General features: G+C 52.7%; 19 protein-coding genes. 15 read left to right on the forward strand and 4 right to left on the reverse strand.

Going from position 1 to position 18,832, the window contains the following annotated elements:
* Positions 1-210: 210 nt before the first annotated feature.
* From pilW to H0248_RS05625, 9 genes are all read left to right on the forward strand, one after another.
* Positions 211-966: a type IV pilus biogenesis/stability protein PilW gene (gene pilW, locus H0248_RS05585; protein ID WP_180785073.1), complete on the forward strand. Its 756-nt coding sequence runs from the start codon at positions 211-213 to the stop codon at positions 964-966.
* On the forward strand, positions 956-1,936 hold the full coding sequence (gene rodZ, locus H0248_RS05590; protein ID WP_180785074.1) for a cytoskeleton protein RodZ: 981 nt from the start codon (positions 956-958) through the stop codon (positions 1,934-1,936). Before pilW ends, rodZ begins: the two co-directional genes overlap by 11 nt.
* 40 nt (positions 1,937-1,976) lie before the next feature.
* A complete protein-coding gene (gene ispG, locus H0248_RS05595) occupies positions 1,977-3,098 on the forward strand; it encodes a flavodoxin-dependent (E)-4-hydroxy-3-methylbut-2-enyl-diphosphate synthase (RefSeq protein WP_010280052.1) in 1,122 nt (373 codons plus the stop codon).
* Positions 3,099-3,235: 137 nt separating this feature from the next.
* Positions 3,236-4,510, forward strand: a complete 1,275-nt coding sequence (gene hisS, locus H0248_RS05600; protein ID WP_180785075.1) for a histidine--tRNA ligase — start codon at positions 3,236-3,238, stop codon at positions 4,508-4,510.
* A gap of 13 nt (positions 4,511-4,523) precedes the next feature.
* Positions 4,524-5,144 (forward strand): YfgM family protein, encoded by a 621-nt coding sequence (locus H0248_RS05605; protein ID WP_180785076.1) that lies wholly within the window; start codon positions 4,524-4,526, stop codon positions 5,142-5,144.
* A gap of 10 nt (positions 5,145-5,154) precedes the next feature.
* Entirely contained in the window at positions 5,155-6,336 is a 1,182-nt protein-coding gene (gene bamB / locus H0248_RS05610; protein WP_180785077.1) for an outer membrane protein assembly factor BamB, read from the forward strand.
* A 146-nt stretch (positions 6,337-6,482) separates the two neighbouring features.
* Positions 6,483-7,970 carry a ribosome biogenesis GTPase Der gene (gene der, locus H0248_RS05615; protein ID WP_180785078.1) on the forward strand — a complete coding sequence of 496 codons (1,488 nt, stop codon included), beginning with the start codon at positions 6,483-6,485 and terminating at the stop codon, positions 7,968-7,970.
* 128 nt (positions 7,971-8,098) lie between these two features.
* Entirely contained in the window at positions 8,099-9,058 is a 960-nt protein-coding gene (locus tag H0248_RS05620) for an AEC family transporter (RefSeq protein WP_180785079.1), read from the forward strand.
* A 44-nt stretch (positions 9,059-9,102) separates the two neighbouring features.
* Positions 9,103-9,327 (forward strand): zinc ribbon domain-containing protein, encoded by a 225-nt coding sequence (locus H0248_RS05625; RefSeq protein WP_180785080.1) that lies wholly within the window; start codon positions 9,103-9,105, stop codon positions 9,325-9,327.
* Between the two features lie 23 nt (positions 9,328-9,350).
* Here the strand turns inward: H0248_RS05625 and H0248_RS05630 are convergent, their stop codons facing one another.
* The 3 genes from H0248_RS05630 to xseA all read right to left on the reverse strand — a co-directional run bounded on the left by H0248_RS05630 (position 9,351) and on the right by xseA (position 12,359).
* Positions 9,351-9,695, reverse strand: coding sequence for a protealysin inhibitor emfourin (locus H0248_RS05630; RefSeq protein ID WP_180785081.1), 345 nt, complete (start codon positions 9,693-9,695; stop codon positions 9,351-9,353).
* Positions 9,692-10,735 (reverse strand): M4 family metallopeptidase, encoded by a 1,044-nt coding sequence (locus tag H0248_RS05635; RefSeq protein WP_180785082.1) that lies wholly within the window; start codon positions 10,733-10,735, stop codon positions 9,692-9,694. The genes H0248_RS05630 and H0248_RS05635 overlap by 4 nt, the downstream gene beginning before the upstream one ends.
* Positions 10,736-10,964: 229 nt before the next feature.
* A complete protein-coding gene (xseA, locus tag H0248_RS05640; RefSeq protein WP_180785083.1) occupies positions 10,965-12,359 on the reverse strand; it encodes an exodeoxyribonuclease VII large subunit in 1,395 nt (464 codons plus the stop codon).
* Positions 12,360-12,530: 171 nt separating this feature from the next.
* Between xseA and guaB the strand changes: the two genes are divergently transcribed.
* From guaB to H0248_RS05655, 3 genes are all read left to right on the forward strand, one after another.
* The gene (guaB, locus tag H0248_RS05645) at positions 12,531-13,997 is read left to right on the forward strand and encodes an IMP dehydrogenase (protein ID WP_180785084.1); all 1,467 of its coding nucleotides are present in this window, start codon (positions 12,531-12,533) and stop codon (positions 13,995-13,997) included.
* Positions 13,998-14,115: 118 nt separating this feature from the next.
* Positions 14,116-15,693, forward strand: coding sequence for a glutamine-hydrolyzing GMP synthase (gene guaA / locus H0248_RS05650; RefSeq protein ID WP_014916196.1), 1,578 nt, complete (start codon positions 14,116-14,118; stop codon positions 15,691-15,693).
* Positions 15,694-16,164: 471 nt separating this feature from the next.
* Positions 16,165-17,241, forward strand: a complete 1,077-nt coding sequence (locus H0248_RS05655; RefSeq protein ID WP_180785085.1) for an RES family NAD+ phosphorylase — start codon at positions 16,165-16,167, stop codon at positions 17,239-17,241.
* On the opposite strand, the gene H0248_RS22060 is transcribed toward H0248_RS05655, so the two are convergent.
* The gene (locus H0248_RS22060; RefSeq protein ID WP_240345969.1) at positions 17,208-17,486 is read right to left on the reverse strand and encodes a helix-turn-helix domain-containing transcriptional regulator; all 279 of its coding nucleotides are present in this window, start codon (positions 17,484-17,486) and stop codon (positions 17,208-17,210) included. The genes H0248_RS05655 and H0248_RS22060 overlap by 34 nt on opposite strands.
* Positions 17,487-17,596: 110 nt before the next feature.
* On the opposite strand from H0248_RS22060, the gene H0248_RS05660 reads away from it, so the two are divergent.
* The 3 genes from H0248_RS05660 (at position 17,597) to H0248_RS05670 (ending at position 18,816) form a co-directional block, all read left to right on the forward strand.
* The gene (locus tag H0248_RS05660; protein ID WP_180785086.1) at positions 17,597-17,866 is read left to right on the forward strand and encodes a type II toxin-antitoxin system TacA family antitoxin; all 270 of its coding nucleotides are present in this window, start codon (positions 17,597-17,599) and stop codon (positions 17,864-17,866) included.
* A gap of 3 nt (positions 17,867-17,869) precedes the next feature.
* A complete protein-coding gene (locus H0248_RS05665) occupies positions 17,870-18,253 on the forward strand; it encodes a hypothetical protein (RefSeq protein WP_205558064.1) in 384 nt (127 codons plus the stop codon).
* A gap of 347 nt (positions 18,254-18,600) precedes the next feature.
* On the forward strand, positions 18,601-18,816 hold the full coding sequence (locus H0248_RS05670; protein ID WP_180785087.1) for a helix-turn-helix domain-containing protein: 216 nt from the start codon (positions 18,601-18,603) through the stop codon (positions 18,814-18,816).
* Positions 18,817-18,832 lie beyond the last annotated feature (16 nt).

The following is an 18,832-nucleotide window of genomic DNA, read 5'->3' on the forward strand; positions in this document are numbered from 1 at the left end:
ACGTGAAGCGCTAACCCGATGTCGTCCGCTGAGGTAATTTGCAGGGTAAAAGTGAGCAAATTGCGAGGCGCGCCGCGTTGTTGTCAGGTCCGACTGCCACGCTGTTCATATTCAGGTAACCTCGCTGGTCAGGATGTCTGACAAAGACGACAAGGCGAGGGAGCAGGGATGGCAAAGCCACTATCACAGAGACTTTCTTTATGGCAGAGAATGTCTTTATCACAGGGAACGTATTGGCTGAGTGGCCTGTTCGCGGTGCTGTTGCTGGTGGGGTGTGTGAAATCGCCTCAGGAAACGGCAAATCCAGCGGTTGCCCAAACCCGCTTGCAGTTAGGGTTGACCTACCTGGCGCACAATAATCTGGATGCGGCTCGGCAGAATCTTGAGAAGGCGGTTGCGATTGCTCCGCAGGATTATCGAACACAATTGGGGATGGCGCTTTACGAGCAGCGGATAGGTGAAAATCGTCTGGCTGAACAGCGTTATCAACATGTGTTAAACATGGCGCCGGAAAATGGCAGCGTCATGAATAATTACGGTGCGTTTCTGTGTAGTTTAGGGCAGTATGTAGCGGCTCAGCGACAGTTTAGTGCGGCTGCACAACTTCCTGATTACAGTCAGGTTGCTGATGCGTTGGAAAATGCGGGATACTGCTTTTTCAATGCCGGACAGGCTGAAGATGCGCGCAATTTATTAAGTCGGGCGCTGAAGTATGACCCGACGAAAGGCAGTGCCTTGCTGGCGGAAGCAAACAAACAGTTTGCTGCTGGGAAAAATGAGCAAGCGCGGCTGCTGCTTGATGTTTATCAGCATAGTCTTCCGGCCAGTGCCGAAAGCTTATGGTTACAGATTCGTTTCGCCGCGTTAGCGGGCCATGATGGCGATAAAGAACGTTATGGCAACGTGCTGGCGCGAAGTTTTCCACAATCTAAACAGTACCAGCATTTCTTAGCTAATGAATACTGAAGCCACCCAAGATACAACAGAAGCAAAACTACCCGGCGAACGTCTGCGTGAGGCGCGTGAACGCCTTGGGCTAACTCAGCAAGCGATTGCTGAGCGTTTGTGCCTTAAAATCACCACCGTTCGCGATATTGAAGACGGCACGACGCCTGCCGATTTAGCGCCGACCTTTCTGCGCGGCTATATCCGTTCTTATGCCAAGCTGGTTCATTTACCCGAAGATGAACTGCTTCCCTCTGTGAATAAACAGGCCATACCTAAAACGATCTCAGTTTCGCCGATGCAGAGTTTTTCGCTGAAAAAAAGCCGCAAAAAGCGTGATGGCTGGTTGATGACAATCACCTGGCTGGTCGTGCTGGTTGTTTTGGGGCTAACGGGCGCATGGTGGTGGCAAAACCATCAGGCTCAGCAGGCGGAAATCAACAGCATGGTCGATCACGCCAGTGCGATGCAGGTACAAACGGAAGGGCAGTCCGTTCCGCTAATGGACAACAGCGCACCGCAAGAAACGGCGACGCCGGATTCTGCTACGGCACTAGCTTCTACACCCGTTGACCTTTCAGCCACTGGATTGGCGGCACCGTCAACGCCTTCTTCTGCCTCTATACCGTCTCCTGCACCTTCCAGCCAGTCACCTTCACACGCGAACGCTGCACAGCCTGCGGGCGATGTTCTGTTAGGTGCCGGAGCTGCGGGTACGGTAGCGGAAACCAATTCAGCCCCTGCTGCTCATGCATTAGTGCTGACGTTCACGGCCGATTGCTGGCTGGAAGTCACCGATGCCAGCGGTAAGAAACTGTTCAGCGGCATACAGCGTAATGGTGGCACACTGAATCTGGATGGTCAGTCACCTTACAAACTTAAAATTGGCGCACCTGCGGCGGTACAGATTCAATTTCAAGGCAAACCGGTTGATTTAAGCCGCTTTGTGCGCAGCAATCAGGTTGCACGCTTGACGCTGACCGCAGAATAACGTGTTGTTCAGGTAAGACTGCAATGTTGGAGATGAAGTAATGCATAACGCTGCACCCATAACCCGTCGAAAATCAACACGAATTTACGTCGGCAAGGTGCCTGTTGGTGATGGTGCGCCGATTGCAGTGCAATCCATGACCAACACCCGAACCACTGACGTTGAAGCAACCGTCAACCAAATCAGAGCGCTGGAACGCGTTGGCGTCGATATCGTCCGCGTTTCCGTACCAACCATGGACGCGGCTGAAGCTTTTAAGCTTATCAAACAGCAGGTGAATGTCCCGCTCGTCGCCGACATCCACTTTGACTACCGTATCGCGCTGAAAGTTGCGGAGTACGGCGTCGACTGTCTGCGTATCAATCCCGGTAATATTGGTAACGAAGAGCGTATTCGCTCGGTTGTCGACTGCGCACGTTACAACAATATCCCGATCCGCATTGGTGTTAATGGCGGTTCGCTGGAAAAAGATTTGCAGGAAAAATACGGTGAGCCAACGCCTGAAGCGCTGCTGGAATCAGCGATGCGCCATGTCGATATTCTCGATCGCCTGAACTTCGATCAGTTTAAAGTCAGCGTTAAAGCTTCGGATGTCTTCCTGGCCGTGCAATCCTATCGTCTGCTGGCGGCACGTATCGATCAGCCGCTGCACCTCGGTATCACCGAGGCGGGTGGCGCACGTAGCGGCGCGGTGAAATCGGCTATCGGCCTCGGGTTGTTATTGTCTGAAGGCATTGGCGACACGCTGCGTATCTCGCTGGCGGCCGATCCGGTTGAAGAAGTGAAAGTCGGCTTCGATATCCTGAAGTCACTGCGCATTCGTTCACGTGGAATCAACTTTATTGCTTGCCCGACTTGTTCCCGCCAGGAATTTGACGTGATCGGTACGGTGAACGCGCTGGAACAACGACTGGAAGACCTCATCACGCCGATGGATGTCTCGATTATTGGCTGTGTGGTCAATGGTCCGGGCGAAGCGCTGGTGTCCACCATTGGCGTTACGGGTGGACACAACAAGAGCGGCTTCTATGAAGACGGCGTGCGGCAGAGAGAGCGCTTCGATAACGAACAGATGATCGATCAGTTAGAAGCCAAGATCCGCGCGAAAGCCTCCATGATGGACGAAAATCAGCGTATTACCGTCAATCTGGTAGATAAGTAACTCTGACGGCGTGACGGTCTACCGTCACCCGCCTAATTAACGATTCCTGAACCCGATGGGGATGCCCCGCATTGAAGATGCGACGAGAATCCCCCTATAATCGGGTTTATTTTTTGAAAAACGCATAGAGAACTGACGTGGCAAAAAATATTCAAGCCATCCGTGGCATGAACGATTACCTGCCAGCCGAAACGGCATTGTGGCAGCGTATTGAAAACAGCTTGAAACAGGTGCTCAGTGGCTACGGCTATAGTGAAATCCGCACACCGATTGTTGAGCAGACTTCGCTGTTTAAACGCGCTATTGGTGAAGTGACCGATGTCGTCGAAAAAGAGATGTATACCTTTGACGATCGCAATGGTGAGAGTTTGACGCTGCGCCCTGAAAATACCGCATCTTGTGTTCGCGCCGGTATTGAGCACGGTATTCTCTATAATCAGGAACAGCGGCTGTGGTATGTCGGCCCGATGTTCCGCTACGAGCGTCCGCAGAAAGGACGCTATCGTCAGTTCCATCAGTTGGGCTGTGAAGTGTTTGGTCTGCAAGGGCCGGATATTGATGCCGAACTGATCCTGATGACGGCCCGCTGGTGGCGTGTGCTGGGCATCGCCGATCATGTGAAGCTGGAACTGAACTCGATCGGTTCATTAGACGCACGTGCGCGCTATCGCGAAGCGCTGGTGGCGTTCCTCGAACAGCATAAAGATCGGTTGGATGAAGACTGCTTACGCCGTATGTACACCAACCCGCTGCGCGTTCTGGATACAAAAAATCCGCAAATTCAGGTGCTGCTGAATGATGCGCCAGTGTTGACGGACTACCTGGATGATGAATCGCGTGCACACTTTGAGGCGCTGGGTGAACTTTTAACGCAGTCCGGCATCCCATATACCGTTAATCCGCGTCTGGTTCGTGGTTTGGATTACTATAACCGCACCGTATTTGAGTGGGTGACAACCAGTCTGGGCGCGCAGGGCACGGTCTGTGCCGGTGGGCGTTATGATGGTATGGTGGAACAACTGGGTGGACGCCCGACGCCAGCGGTCGGTTTTGCTATGGGCCTAGAGCGTTTGGTATTGCTAGTGCAGTCAGTGAACCCAGATTTCAGCGCGCCGCCGACCGTGGATGTTTATCTGGTCTCTTCCGGTGTGGGAACGCAGGTTGCGGCAATGCAACTGGCGGAGAAATTACGTGACGCGTTGCCGCAGTTGAAACTGATGACCAACTACGGTGGTGGCAACTTTAAGAAGCAATTCGCCCGTGCTGATAAATGGGGCGCACGCGTCGCATTAGTATTAGGCGAAAATGAAGTGGCGGCTGGTCAGGTTGTGGTTAAAAACCTGAGCAATGGCGAGCAGGATACATTGGCACAGGCCGACGTCGCATCGCGGCTGGCAACGTTACTGGATTGAGGAGAGAGACACCGTGGAAGTCTATACCACAGAGAATGAACAGGTTGATGCACTACGTCGCTTCCTCGCGGAGAACGGAAAGGCGTTAGTTGTCGGTGTTGTGCTAGGCGTCGGCGCACTGGTTGGCTGGCGTTTCTGGCAAAGCCACCAAAATGACAGCGTAATGGCGGCATCTTCATCTTATCAGCAGGTGACGGAGCAATTGGTCGAAGGCAAAGCCGACGCGATTACGGCAACCGAGAAATTTACGGCTGAGAATAAGAATACTTATGGCGCGTTGGCTTCTCTGGAACTGGCTCGTCATTACGTTGATCAGAAAGATTTTGCTAAAGCAGCGCAGCAACTGGTACAGGCGCAGTCGCAGACTAAAGATGCAGACCTGCTGGCCGTGGTGAATCTGCGTCTGGCGCGGGTTCAACTGCAGGAAAACAAAGCGGATGACGCGCTGAAAACGTTGGATGCCATTAAGCTGGAAGGCTGGGCATCACAGGCTGCGGAAGTGCGTGGTGATATTCTGGTGAGCAAAGGGGATAATCAGGCTGCGCGTGATGCCTACAACAAAGGGTTGTCTTCCAATCCATCGCAGGCACAGCAAGCGTTACTGCGTATGAAACTGAATAACCTGTCCAGCTAAGAGGAATTCCATGCAATTGCGTAAAACACTTTTGGTAGGACTGGTTTCTGTTGCCCTGCTGAGCGGATGCTCGCTGTTTAACAGCGAAGAAGATGTTGTCACTATGTCTCCACTGCCGCAGGTGGAAAACCAGTTCACGCCAACTAAGGTGTGGAACAGCTCGGTTGGGAGCGGGATTGGTGAGTTTTATTCCAATCTTCACCCCGCATGGCAGGATAATCGCGTTTTTGCGGCCGATCGTCGTGGCACTGTGAAAGCGATGGATCTGAGTGACGGCAAAGAGATTTGGCGCGCGGATCTGTCAGAGAAGACTAATTTCTTCTCCCGTAATAACCCGGCGCTGCTGTCCGGCGGCGTAACGGTTTCTGGTAACCATGTCTATGTCGGCAGCGAAAGGGCGCAGATCTATGCGCTGAATGCGGAAGAGGGTACGCCAGTATGGCAGACCAAAGTGGCTGGCGAAGCGCTGTCTCGCCCTGTCGTCAGCGATGGCGTGGTGCTGATTCACACCAGCAACGGTATGCTGCAGGCATTGAATGAAGCCGATGGCGCAATTAAGTGGAGCGTCAATCTGGATATGCCGACGCTGTCTCTGCGCGGTGAATCTGCCCCGACAACCGCATTTGGTGCGGCGATTGTAGGTGGTGATAACGGCCGTGTGAACGCCGTGATGATCAATCAGGGTCAGCTCATTTGGCAACAGCGTATTTCACAGCCGAGTGGTGCAACTGAAATCGATCGTCTGAACGATGTCGACACCACGCCAGTGGTCGCGGGCGAAGTGGTTTATGCGCTGGGTTACAATGGCAACATGACCGCGCTGGATCTGCGTTCTGGTCAGGTTCTGTGGAAGCGTGAACTGGGTTCAGTGCATGATTTCATCATTGATGGTGACCGCATCTATCTGGTCGATCAGGACGATCGCGTTGTTGCATTGAATACCAACGGCGGCGTGAGCCTGTGGCGTCAAAGCGATCTGCTGCACCGTAACTTAACGGCTCCGGTACTGTATAATGGTTATCTGGTTGTCGGCGATACCGAAGGGTATCTGCACTGGCTGAATACGGCAGATGGCCGCTTCGTGGCGCAGCAAAAAGTGGATAGCTCGGGCTTCCTGAGCAAGCCTGTGGTTGCCAGCGATAAGCTGCTGATTCAGGCGAAAAACGGTGATGTCTACGCGTTCACTCGCTAAGTAAGTAACCCGTATCAATTTGGAGCACAGCGTTTTGGGTGTGCTCGTATAACGGCTCCTGACATTATCAGGGGCCGTTTCGTCTTTTTATCGTCAGCGAGTATTTCGCTGTAACGTATTGAAATATAAGTAATGAGGTTGTAACAATGATACCTGTCGTCGCGCTGGTCGGGCGCCCGAATGTGGGGAAATCCACGCTATTTAACCGCTTAACGCGCACTCGTGATGCATTAGTGGCGGATTTCCCTGGGCTGACTCGTGACCGCAAGTATGGTCGTGCAGAAGTGGAAGGGCATGAATTTATTATCGTCGATACTGGTGGTATCGATGGCACCGAAGACGGCGTGGAAACACGCATGGCGGGCCAATCGCTGGTCGCGATTGAAGAAGCGGATATTGTGCTGTTCATGGTGGATGCTCGCGCGGGGTTGATGCCTGCGGATGAAGGCATTGCCAAGCATTTGCGCAGCCGTAAAAAAACCACGGTGCTGGTCGCCAATAAGACCGATGGTCTTGACCCAGATACGGTCACGGCGGATTTCTACTCGCTCGGTATGGGTGAAGTTTACGCGATCGCGGCGTCTCATGGCCGTGGCGTGACGTCACTGCTGGAAACGGTTTTGCTGCCGTTCGTCCAGGATGAAATAGAAGAGCCGGTTGAGTTAAGTGAAGAAGAAGAGAACGCGGCTTACTGGGCGGCGTTAGAAGCGGAAGATAAGGCCAGCTCAGAAGAAGCAGAAGACGATTTCAATCCTGAAGATTTGCCGATCAAACTGGCGATTGTCGGGCGTCCGAATGTGGGCAAATCCACGCTGACTAACCGTATTCTAGGTGAAGAGCGCGTGGTGGTGTATGACATGCCGGGTACGACGCGTGACAGTATCTACATCCCGATGGTGCGTGACGAACGTGAATACGTTCTGATTGATACTGCGGGGGTACGTAAACGCGGTAAAGTGACCGAAACGGTAGAAAAATTCTCCGTGATCAAGACGTTGCAGGCGATTGAAGATGCCAACGTAGTCCTGCTGGTTATTGATGCACGCGAAGGTATTTCCGATCAGGATCTCTCACTATTGGGCTTTATCCTCAATAGTGGGCGCTCACTGGTGATCGTGGTGAACAAGTGGGATGGCCTGTCGCAGGAAGTACGTGAGCAGGTGAAAGAGACACTGGATCTGCGTCTCGGTTTTATCGATTTCGCCCGTATTCACTTTATTTCTGCGCTACACGGTAGCGGCGTGGGTAACCTGTTTGAGTCGGTAACCGAAGCCTATTCTTGCGCGACTCGTCGCGTCAGCACGGCCATGTTGACCCGTATCATGCAAATGGCATCAGACGATCACCAGCCGCCGCTGGTGCGCGGTCGCCGCGTGAAGCTGAAATATGCGCACGCCGGTGGTTATAACCCGCCGATCGTGGTGATCCACGGGAATCAGGTGAAAGACCTGCCAGATTCCTACAAGCGTTACCTGATGAACTACTATCGTCGTTCGCTGGAAGTGATGGGTACGCCGATTCGTATTCAGTTTAAAGAAGGGGAAAACCCCTTTGCGGACAAGCGCAACACGCTGACACCAAACCAGCTACGCAAGCGTAAGCGTTTGATGTCGCATCTTAAAAAAAGTAAGTGATTTATTGACGGGGCGAATAGCGATATTCGCCCCGTTTTGTTAGAGACGAAACGCGCCGTCATTAACAAAGCGAACCATTTTTAATAAAACGACTATTTTAACAAAACAAATACTCATCAAGGAAAGTCATGTCCTGGGAAACCTGGAGTTTTGCGTTCAACGTCACGATGCCCAATTTATTGATGTTGTTTATGGGTATCGCATTGCGCAAACTCAATCTGCTAAATGATGCGTTTTGTGATACGGCAATGCGGGTGGTGTTCAACGTTTCTCTTCCCTGCCTCTTGTTTTTTAGTGTTGCCAGTAATCAACAGTCTTTTGTAAGTCAGTGGCCGCTGGTGGTTTATGGCACAGTCGGAACATTGGCAACATTTCTGCTTCTAGAACTTGCGGCGACGAGGCTAGTTAAGGATCCGAAGGAACGTGGTATTTTCGTACAAGGTGGGTTCCGGTCGAATACTGGCGTGATGGGGCTGGCTTTTGCCATGAGTGCCTATGGCGATGAAGGCATTGCTATCGGCTCGTTGTATTTGATGGTGACGGTCATTATGTTTAACGCGCTGTCTGTCATTACGCTGACGCGCAGCTTGCAGCGTCAATCGCCCGAACAGAAGATTCCGGTAAGCCAACTGCTGCGGGGTATTGTAACTAACCCGTTGATTATTGGCCTACTTCTGGGGGCTGCCTATGGGCAAAGCCAACTGCCGATGCCGAGCGTGATTAAACAAACGGGCGGTTTTATTTCCTCCATGGCGCTGCCGCTGGCGTTACTCTGTGCTGGTGCGAGTCTGGAGTGGCGTAGTATGTTCCGTTCGTCCAATGTTGCCATGCTTTCTTCTGTGGCGAAGGTCTTCGTTGTGCCTGGGTTACTCACGCTGGGCGGATGGCTTGTTGGCTTTCGCGGTGTTGAACTGGGAATCATTTTTCTGTTTTCTTCAACGCCAACCGCAGCAGGTAGCTATGCGATGACGCGGGCGATGGGTGGAAACGCGACGCTTGCGGCTAATATCATTGGGCTGACAACGGTAGGGGCCTTCTTTATGATTGCGCTGGGGCTCTACTTTTTACGTTCACTGGGCGTGATTTAACGTCTGACCATCACGCGTTATTGGTAGCAACATGGAGGAAAAAGATGGATGCGCTTTGTCCTGGCTGTCACCACGTGATGCTGTGGCAGCCTGATGGTTCGTTTTTATGTGAGGACTGCCAATTACATTATCTGCGTGAGGCTGCGTGCCCTGAATGTAAGCACTCGCTTCAGGAACTGAAAGCTTGCGGCGCGGTGGATTACTTCTGCCAACAGCACGGGATGATATCCAAACGGCAAGTCGTGTTCAGCTACGCGCCTGCCGATTAAATCCATTATTACTTAATCAATAGTTACTCCTGTACGCCGTTGCGCCACAGCTCGGTCAGCTCCGGTGGCGCGCGGTCTTCGGGGATAAGCAGAATGACATCGGTATATGGGTTCTGCTGCGGTTGGCAGTAGCTGATGTGGATGCGGTAATAAAACTGGTCGCCGCGCCCAGGGCCATCGGGTTCGCCGGGTTCGCGAGCCTGAGGCGCGGCATTACGGATCGCGTTACAAATCCGCTCCCGTTCGGATGGCGGTACGCTGGCGAGCGCGAAGCGTCGCGGCCCCGCCAGCTTGGGGATAAAGGCGAATCCCCCCTCACGCGCTAGCTCAATGATGGCGTCGTTGTTGAGCTCCGGTAGCGTTTTCATAAGAACTCCTGCCGTACCTCCACACCCACCGTTTCCCACGACTGCATGACGATATCGGCAACGGTGTGGTTAAAACGTTGAGCGGCATGTTGAATGGTGTGGCGCGCGAAAATTTCGAAATCCGTATTTTGCGGCAGCGTTTTATCACACAGCGTGTCGTACCAGATGCGACCCGCTTTTTCCCATGAATGGCCACCCAGTGCAATGGCTGTTAGATAGAATGCCCGATTAGGGATGCCTGAATTCAGGTGCACGCCGCCGTTGTCTTCACGCGTGTTTACATACTCATTCATGTGATAGGGCTGGGGGTCGATACCGAGCAGTTCATCGTCATACGCGGTGCCCGGATGAGACATTGACCGCAGCCCCATGCCGTGAATACCATTGGCCAGAAGCTCGTCACCGATAAGCCAATCTGCCTGCTCAGCGGTTTGCCCCCAATGATACTGCTTGACCATGGAGCCAAAAACATCGGATAGCGATTCATTGAGTGCACCGGACTGGCGGAAATAGATCAGTCCCGCTTCATTTTCGGTGATGCCGTGCGTGAGTTCATGCGCGACCACATCAAGCGCAATCGTGAAGCGATTAAAGATTTTGCCGTCGCCGTCTCCGAACACCATCTGCTGCCCATTCCAGAAAGCATTCTGGTAATCCTGACCGTAATGGACGGTGCCAGCCAGCGGCAGCCCTTCGGCATCCAGCGAGTTACGTTGGAAAATTTTCCAGAAGAAATCGTAAGTGACGCCCAGATAGTGATAGGCCTCATCGACGGCGATATCACCGTTGCTGGGTTGGCCTTCAGCGCGCACCATCTTGCCGGGCAACTGCTGTTGCTGTTCGGCATCATGAATGTTGCGATTTACCTGCCCTGCGGCTAATTTCTCATGAGGTTCCGGGCGTGGATTATGGCTGACCATTAATGACTGAACATGCATCAGTGTTTGTTGCGCACAGTGGCGCTGCTCGTCTGTGCCGTTTGCAATAATGCGATGCAAAATATAAGGGGGAATCACGCTACAAATCGGTCTGGACTTCATACCTCATCTCCTTGAAAACGCTCATCAGGGGTAACACAGACGATCAACAAAGCTCACGGTCTTTTTATCCCATCCGCATCACCGTGCAGAGGCTGATAACCCGTGCGGTAAAAACGGTGAATATAAATTAGTGAGCAGGGAATGAGTATAGTTCAGATGCCGGAGGTAAGAATGAGGATCGCCGTTTTTTTAGGACAAATCCTCATTCACGTATTTCATGCCTAACGCGTTATTTTGGCGTCGAGGATGAGGGGTTTCGCCGCTTTTTCGCGGAATTCTGATTCGGAGCCAGTGTCGTGACCTGACTTTCTACCCAGCCGTCCTGCAAACGGGTTTTCAGCGTTTCGCCGGGGGAAATTTGCGCGACGTTTTTCAGCACTTTACCATCCGGGGCGGTGGTGACGTTATAGCCACGCGCCAGCGTCGCCAGTGGGCTAACGCCTTCCAGTCGCGAACAGGCGATGCCTAGCTTTTGCTTGTTCTGATTCAACTGGCGTTCTACTGCGCTTTGCATCTGATAGCTCAATTGCTGTAAACGCTGCTGCGCACGATGAATGCGGGTTTGCGGCTGCTGTTGCATCAGACGCTGTTGTAAGCGTTCACTCCGGCGCGAGGTCTGCCGAAGCTGCTGTTGCATGGCATCATCCAACCGCTGACGCAGTTTAACCAACTGTGCCTGCTGACGCGCCAGTCGCAGTTGCGGATGCTGCTGCTGTAAACGGTGGTGCAGACGGATAAAGTCCCGATTGCGCTGGGCAAGGTAATAATCCATCGCCATTTCCAGACGCTGGCGCTGGGACTGTATCTGGCGCAATAGCTCCAGTTGGTTACGACTCACTAACTCGGCAGCAGCCGACGGCGTGGGGGCGCGCAGGTCGCCGACGAAATCGGCGATGGTGACATCGGTTTCATGGCCGACGGCGCTGACGATAGGAATGCGGCTGGCGAAGATAGCGCGGGCGACCCGTTCGTCATTAAAGCTCCACAGATCTTCCAGTGAACCCCCACCGCGCCCGACGATTAATACGTCACACTCATCCCGCTGGTTAGCCAGTTCGATGGCGCGAACAATCTGTAGCGGCGCTTCCGCGCCTTGCACCGACGTGGGATACACGATCACCGGCAGCGATGGATCGCGGCGCTGCAACACCTGTAAAATATCGTGCAGGGCGGCACCGCTGGCTGACGTAATCACGCCGACCTGTTTGGCGGGAGAGGGCAGAACCTGCTTAAACTGCTGGTCGAACAGCCCTTCGGCAGCGAGGCGCTGTTTGAGCTGTTCAAACTGCTGCTGTAGCAGGCCATCGCCAGCGGGCTGCATGCTTTCCGCCAGTAGCTGATAGTCGCCGCGAGGTTCATATAGCGTGATGCTCGCCCGAATCAGCACTTGCTGACCGTTTTGCGGGCGGAACGTCACTCTGCGGTTGCTGGTGCGGAACATCGCACAGCGCACCTGCGCACGTTCGTCCTTCAGCGTGAAATACCAGTGGCCGGATGAGGGCTGAGAGAGGTTGGAGATTTCGCCGGAGAGCCAAATCTGGCCCATTTCCATTTCCAACAGTTGTCTAACCGTCTGATTCAGGCGGCTAACGGTAAAAATTGCAGAGGAGGGAAATTGAGACATTGTGAGCCAGATCAAATTTTAAAACAGTCACTTAATTGATCGATACTACCTACCTGAAAAAGGTAATCAAGCATTTTAGTAAAATAATGCTGGAGGCAACCGATTACGCTCTGTATAATGCCACGGCAATATTTTATCTATTCTTACATCCACCTTGGTGAGATATTGCCCATGCTACGTATCGCTAAAGAAGCACTGACGTTTGACGACGTCCTCCTGGTTCCCGCTCATTCTACTGTCCTGCCTAACACTGCGGATCTGTCCACGCAGTTGACGAAAAACATTCGCCTAAATATTCCTATGCTGTCCGCAGCGATGGATACCGTTACCGAATCCGGTCTGGCCATTGCGCTGGCGCAGGAAGGCGGTCTGGGCTTTATTCACAAAAATATGTCCATTGAGCGTCAGGCTGAAGAAGTTAGCCGCGTGAAAAAACACGAAAGCGGCGTGGTGGTTGATCCACAAACCGTGACGCCAGAAACGACGCTGCGTGAAATGAAAGAACTGACCGAGCGCAACGGCTTCGCGGGCTACCCTGTCGTGGCAAAAGACAACGAACTGGTCGGTATCATCACCGGTCGTGACGTGCGTTTTGTTACCGATTTGGAAAAACCGGTTAGCGCGTTCATGACGCCAAAAGAGCGTCTGGTCACCGTCAAAGAAGGCGAAGCGCGTGAGGTCGTGCTGCAAAAAATGCACGAAAAACGCGTCGAAAAAGCGCTGGTGATTGACGACCAATTCCACCTGATCGGCATGATCACGGTAAAAGACTTCCAGAAAGCAGAACGTAAACCGAATGCGTGTAAAGACGCACACGGTCGTCTGCGCGTAGGCGCAGCGGTTGGCGCAGGTGCGGGTAACGAAGAGCGTGTTGATGCGCTGGTTGCCGCAGGCGTTGACGTCCTGCTGATCGACTCCTCACATGGCCATTCCGAAGGCGTATTGCAGCGTATTCGTGAAACACGTGCTAAATACCCGAACCTCGAAATCATCGGCGGTAACGTCGCGACGGGTGCAGGCGCGAAAGCGCTGGTTGAAGCGGGCGTTAGCGCGGTCAAAGTAGGTATCGGCCCTGGCTCTATCTGTACGACCCGTATCGTGACGGGCGTGGGCGTACCGCAAATTACGGCGATCTCCGATGCGGTTGAAGCGCTGGAAGGCACGGGCATTCCGGTCATCGCCGATGGTGGTATCCGCTTCTCCGGCGACATCGCTAAAGCCATCGCAGCAGGCGCAGCCTGTGTCATGGTCGGCTCCATGCTGGCGGGTACGGAAGAATCCCCAGGTGAAATCGAACTGTATCAAGGTCGTTCATTCAAATCTTATCGCGGTATGGGTTCACTGGGCGCAATGTCCAAAGGTTCATCAGACCGTTACTTCCAGACCGATAACGCTGCCGACAAACTGGTGCCGGAAGGTATCGAAGGCCGCGTAGCCTATAAAGGCCGCCTGAAAGAGATCGTTCACCAGCAGATGGGCGGCTTGCGCTCTTGCATGGGGCTGACCGGTTGCGCGACTATCGATGCACTGCGCACGCAGGCTGAGTTTGTGCGCATCAGCGGCGCGGGCATTCAGGAAAGCCACGTTCATGACGTTACCATTACTAAAGAGTCACCGAACTACCGTATGGGTTCATAAGGTGATTTAACGCAATAAACCCTGTACTATTTCGCGCCGCTCTGCCTTTGCATAAGGCCGAGCGGTTAGCTGGGTTTACTTTTCGCTTTTGTCTTTTGCTTTTTGGAACATGCTCCTCATGACTCAAAACATTCATCAACACCGCATTCTTATTCTGGATTTCGGCTCGCAGTACACGCAGCTGGTTGCTCGTCGCGTGCGTGAACTGGGCGTTTACTGTGAACTGTGGGCATGGGATGTCACGGAAGCACAGATTCGCGGGTTTAATCCGAACGGGATCATCCTGTCCGGCGGCCCGGAAAGCACCACCGAGTTTGGCAGCCCGCGTGCGCCAGAATACGTTTTCAATGCTGGCGTACCGGTATTGGGCGTGTGCTATGGCATGCAGACGATGGCGATGCAGTTGGGTGGCCACGTTGAAGGTTCCAACGAGCGTGAGTTTGGTTATGCGCAGGTAGAAGTGAAGACGGATAGCGCGCTGGTGCGTGATATTCAGGATGCGTTGAGCGCCTCAGGCGCACCGCTGCTGGATGTCTGGATGAGCCACGGCGACAAAGTGACGGCCATCCCTGAAGGGTTTGAGACCGTTGCCAGCACCGATACCTGTCCGTTTGCCATCATGGCGAACGAAGAGAAGCGTTTTTACGGCGTGCAGTTCCACCCGGAAGTGACGCACACCCGTCAGGGCCAGCGCATGCTGGAGCGTTTCGTTCTTGATATCTGCCAGTGTGAAGCACTGTGGACGCCAGCCAAGATCATCGACGATGCGGTGAACCGTATTCGTGAGCAGGTAGGCAACGATCACGTGATTCTGGGTCTGTCTGGCGGCGTGGATTCTTCCGTTACCGCGATGCTGTTGCACCGTGCGATTGGCGATCGTCTGACCTGCGTGTTTGTCGATAACGGCCTGCTGCGCCTGAACGAAGCCGATCAGGTGCTGGAAATGTTCGGCGATCATTTCGGTCTGAACATTGTTCACGTTGCAGCGGAAGATCGCTTCCTGAGCGAGCTGGCGGGTGAAGATGAGCCGGAAGCCAAGCGTAAAATCATCGGTCGCGTGTTCGTTGAAGTGTTCGATGAAGAAGCCAGCAAGCAAACTGACGTGAAATGGCTGGCGCAAGGCACCATCTACCCAGACGTCATCGAATCTGCGGCTTCTGCGACCGGCAAAGCGCACGTGATCAAGTCACACCACAACGTGGGTGGCTTGCCGAAAGAGATGAAGCTGGGTCTGGTTGAGCCGCTGAAAGAGCTGTTTAAAGACGAAGTGCGTAAGATCGGTCTGGAACTGGGTCTGCCGTACAACATGCTGTACCGCCATCCGTTCCCGGGCCCAGGTCTGGGCGTGCGCGTACTGGGTGAAGTGAAGAAAGAATACTGTGACCTGCTGCGTCGTGCGGATGCGATCTTCATCGAAGAGCTGCACAAAGCCGATTTGTACAACAAAGTCAGTCAGGCCTTCACCGTCTTCCTGCCGGTTCGTTCCGTGGGCGTGATGGGCGATGGCCGTAAATACGATTGGGTTGTCGCGCTGCGCGCGGTAGAAACCATCGACTTTATGACCGCGCACTGGGCACACCTGCCATATGATTTCTTGGGCCGCGTCTCCAACCGCATCATCAACGAAGTCGACGGCATTTCCCGCGTCGTTTATGACGTGTCGGGTAAGCCACCGGCGACGATTGAGTGGGAATAAGCCTGGGTCCGGCATTGCTCGGCACGATCTAGCAAAAAATTCCCTAGAGCCCGCGTAATTGCGGGCTTTTGGTTTTTTGGGGCTGGCAAATTCAGGCGGCGTTTTGAATCGCCAAGAACTCCATTTTTACGGCATACTTGGTAATTGTTGCTTGAGGTAATGCGAGTTTGTTGGATGGCTTACCGGAAGTCGAACCATCAGGGAACCCTATAGCGGACTAGGCATGTTGCTCGACGGCTCAGTTATCGGATAGTTGTCAATGTTCATACCTGTCAGCCTAAATAGTTATTAAGCGCGAGTTGCCTATCTCGATAAATTCTGAAAGCGCTAGAGGGCCTTGCTCGGAAGGCTGCTGATGGTCGATTGGAACCGCTCCCGACATGTAACTTACAGCCACAAACGGTTATCTTGCGTCTAGGTTATTCAAGCTTATTTGATCATTAAGTCTGGCAAAAAATGTAGGGAGCCTCTATGTCTGAGATAACCGAGCCAGCCAATCAGGTTTTGCTCTGCTCAAATTGCTTCGCAGATGAAGGACTGCGGATCGACGCTGCAAAGCATGGCTTTGAACAAGAAGGAGAATGTCCAAATTGCCAAAGCCCGGATGGGAAAAAGCTGACCCGAGACCAGATTAAAGGTCTGGCGTGGCGTTTTTTCGTAAGCGGAACCACCGTACGTTGTGACTACGGCGCAGCACCAGTGATTCAGTTTAACGAGCACTATTACGGCCAGAGTGACATCGCTCCGTCAATGTGGCTTAAGAATGACGTAAAGCTTATTGAGGAGGCCGCTAAAATTGGATTTTTCCATTATGGCCCTCGATTGTGGATGGTCGGCGAAGTCGAGCCGCTAAAAGGGCTTCAGGAGCCGACGACACGTCCGCAGATCATTAAACGTATCCTGAAGGAATATCCCGAATCAACGCTCAGCCAAGGCAACAAATTCTACCGTCTTCGCGTTAACCCTGAACGACCAACGGAGTCCTCCGAGTATGACAGCCCACCTGTAGAGCTGGCAGGTAGAGGTCGTTTGGATTCTCCTGGTTTCTCTGTGATGTACGGATCGCAAGACCTCGATGTTTGTATTCATGAATGCAGGGCATCTACGGAGGATGAACTTTATGTCGCAACCTTAAAGAATCAGCAGGATCTGCGGATATTGGACTTGACTCATTCTTTGGAAGAAACAGAGACCGAGTTTGAAAGCCTGGATATGGCAATCCATATGCTGTTTCTTGCCCGGTCTCACTCATATGAAATTACCCGCGACATCGCTCTTGCTGCTAAAGAGGCTGGTTTTGACGGAATAAGCTATCCGTCTTTTTTTAGCCTTATTCGCACTGGCAGCCATCCTTTCGAGACGGCCTATGGCCTGTCGCTTCGTCGTTTCCATCCGGAGAGGGATCAATATGTGGAGGCAACTACCATTCGCAATCTCGCCCTATTTGGTAGGCCGGTGGAAAGAAGCTTGGTCAGTGTTGAGTGCATCAATCGTCTGATCCTCACCCAAGTTGGCTATCGTGGGCATTTTGGGCCAGTTGAGTATTGAGATTTTTTGGATGAGGGGAATAAAGGGCTGGGGATAAGCCTAACGCCTGCTGCTCTGGTGATCTCTGCCAGTGTCGTCAGCGTTGGATTACCATTTTCAGACAGCGTTCTGTATAGCTGTTGGCGAGACAGTCCCGATTTTTTGGCTATTTCGCCGACTCCGCCACGCGCTTCAACGACACGGCGTAATGCTGTCAGGAATGCTGCGATGCCACAAGATGGTCTCCTTATAAGTCCTAAATCCATTGGATTGGTGTTTCGGGATTAGACAGATGTAAGTGGTGACAAATTATCCAACCACAAACGGTGGTGTAATCTTTTTTGTACGGTAAAGTTACGTACAAAAGGGGGGCACTATGACTACTACTGCTCGTTTAGATCTTCGGTTGAATGCTCACGATAAAGAACGCATCACTAAGGCTGCCGCATTACGTGGTATAGCTGTTTCTGCATTTGTGCGTGATGCGGTGTTGCGTGAAGCGGATGCCGCCATTGCTGCAGATACCGCTGTTACGCTTTCTGAGCAAGAATCTCGCCGCTTTTTGGCTGCGTTGAATCAGCCGTTTTTGCCTAATGATCGTTTGCATAAAGCGATGGAAGAAGCCGCCAATTTGATGAAACGCTAACCTATGGCTCTGATATTTTCATTGCTGGACGGTCGCCGCCATGACCGTTCAAGTTTTTCTTGTGGTGTTTTGGCTCTTGATGATTATCTACAAAAGCGAGCCTCGCAACATCAGCGTGATGGAATCGCTACGACGCATATTCTGCTCGATGAGTCGCAGCCTACCTGTATTCTGGGCTACTGCTCATTGTCCGCAGCACACTTATATTTGCATGAGCTCAGTGAAAATGACCGTAAGCGATTGCCTGGATATCCGGTGCCTGCTATGCGTATGGGGCGTTTGGCGGTATCGACTGCTGGGCAAAAGAAAGGTTACGGACAACTTTTGCTTGGACATACTGTGAATATGGCGTTATCTGTGCGTAATACGATGGTGTGCGAGTGCTGATTGTTGATGCGAAAGATGCACGGGCTGCTGCGTTTTATGAGGAATACGGTTTCCGACAAACAGCTAGCGAAGCGTTGACGTTGTATCTACCGATATCGAACAGCTAGGTAAGCGCAATTATACCCATGTTGTGTGAAGTGACTCATACTGCTTTACTTCCTTATATATGTAAATCTGCCTGCGGGAGCTTCGCCCCACGCTTCCCCTAAAACGCGATAGCGCTTTAAGCGAGTCATAAGCTAACGCCTTAAATATGTGACTCATCGTCCGTGGCCTTACTCATCATAAAACGCAATCCTATCCACTCGGAAATCAAAAAGGTTTTTTGATAGGTGGAGGGAAATGGAATGAATCACACTGACTGGCACCCGGCGGATATCATCGCGGGGTTACGGAAGAAAGGGACGAGACTGGCGGCGGTTTCCAGAGCGGCGGGGCTGGCGTCATCCACGCTGGCGAATGCGCTCACCAGACACTGGCCGAAAGGCGAACGACTCATTGCCGAAGCGATGGGGAAAAGGCCGGAAGAGATTTGGCCGTCGCGTTATTCAGGTGTGAAATGAGGGTAGGGAGCATAAA

The sequence above is a fragment of the Pectobacterium brasiliense genome (assembly GCF_013449685.1).
Lineage (GTDB): Bacteria > Pseudomonadota > Gammaproteobacteria > Enterobacterales > Enterobacteriaceae > Pectobacterium > Pectobacterium brasiliense_A.

Coding starts and splice junctions, on each gene's coding strand:
- H0248_RS05660 (WP_180785086.1), top strand. CDS start 17,597: ATGACTACTACTGCTCGTTTAGATCTTCGGTTGAATGCTCACGATAAA.
- pilW (WP_180785073.1), top strand. CDS start 211: ATGTCTTTATCACAGGGAACGTATTGGCTGAGTGGCCTGTTCGCGGTG.
- guaA (WP_014916196.1), top strand. CDS start 14,116: ATGACTCAAAACATTCATCAACACCGCATTCTTATTCTGGATTTCGGC.
- bamB (WP_180785077.1), top strand. CDS start 5,155: ATGCAATTGCGTAAAACACTTTTGGTAGGACTGGTTTCTGTTGCCCTG.
- H0248_RS05620 (WP_180785079.1), top strand. CDS start 8,099: ATGTCCTGGGAAACCTGGAGTTTTGCGTTCAACGTCACGATGCCCAAT.
- H0248_RS05665 (WP_205558064.1), top strand. CDS start 17,870: ATGGCTCTGATATTTTCATTGCTGGACGGTCGCCGCCATGACCGTTCA.
- xseA (WP_180785083.1), bottom strand. CDS start 12,359: ATGTCTCAATTTCCCTCCTCTGCAATTTTTACCGTTAGCCGCCTGAAT.
- ispG (WP_010280052.1), top strand. CDS start 1,977: ATGCATAACGCTGCACCCATAACCCGTCGAAAATCAACACGAATTTAC.
- H0248_RS05655 (WP_180785085.1), top strand. CDS start 16,165: ATGTCTGAGATAACCGAGCCAGCCAATCAGGTTTTGCTCTGCTCAAAT.
- guaB (WP_180785084.1), top strand. CDS start 12,531: ATGCTACGTATCGCTAAAGAAGCACTGACGTTTGACGACGTCCTCCTG.
- H0248_RS05630 (WP_180785081.1), bottom strand. CDS start 9,695: ATGAAAACGCTACCGGAGCTCAACAACGACGCCATCATTGAGCTAGCG.
- H0248_RS05635 (WP_180785082.1), bottom strand. CDS start 10,735: ATGAAGTCCAGACCGATTTGTAGCGTGATTCCCCCTTATATTTTGCAT.
- rodZ (WP_180785074.1), top strand. CDS start 956: ATGAATACTGAAGCCACCCAAGATACAACAGAAGCAAAACTACCCGGC.
- H0248_RS05625 (WP_180785080.1), top strand. CDS start 9,103: ATGGATGCGCTTTGTCCTGGCTGTCACCACGTGATGCTGTGGCAGCCT.
- H0248_RS22060 (WP_240345969.1), bottom strand. CDS start 17,486: ATGGATTTAGGACTTATAAGGAGACCATCTTGTGGCATCGCAGCATTC.
- H0248_RS05670 (WP_180785087.1), top strand. CDS start 18,601: ATGAATCACACTGACTGGCACCCGGCGGATATCATCGCGGGGTTACGG.
- der (WP_180785078.1), top strand. CDS start 6,483: ATGATACCTGTCGTCGCGCTGGTCGGGCGCCCGAATGTGGGGAAATCC.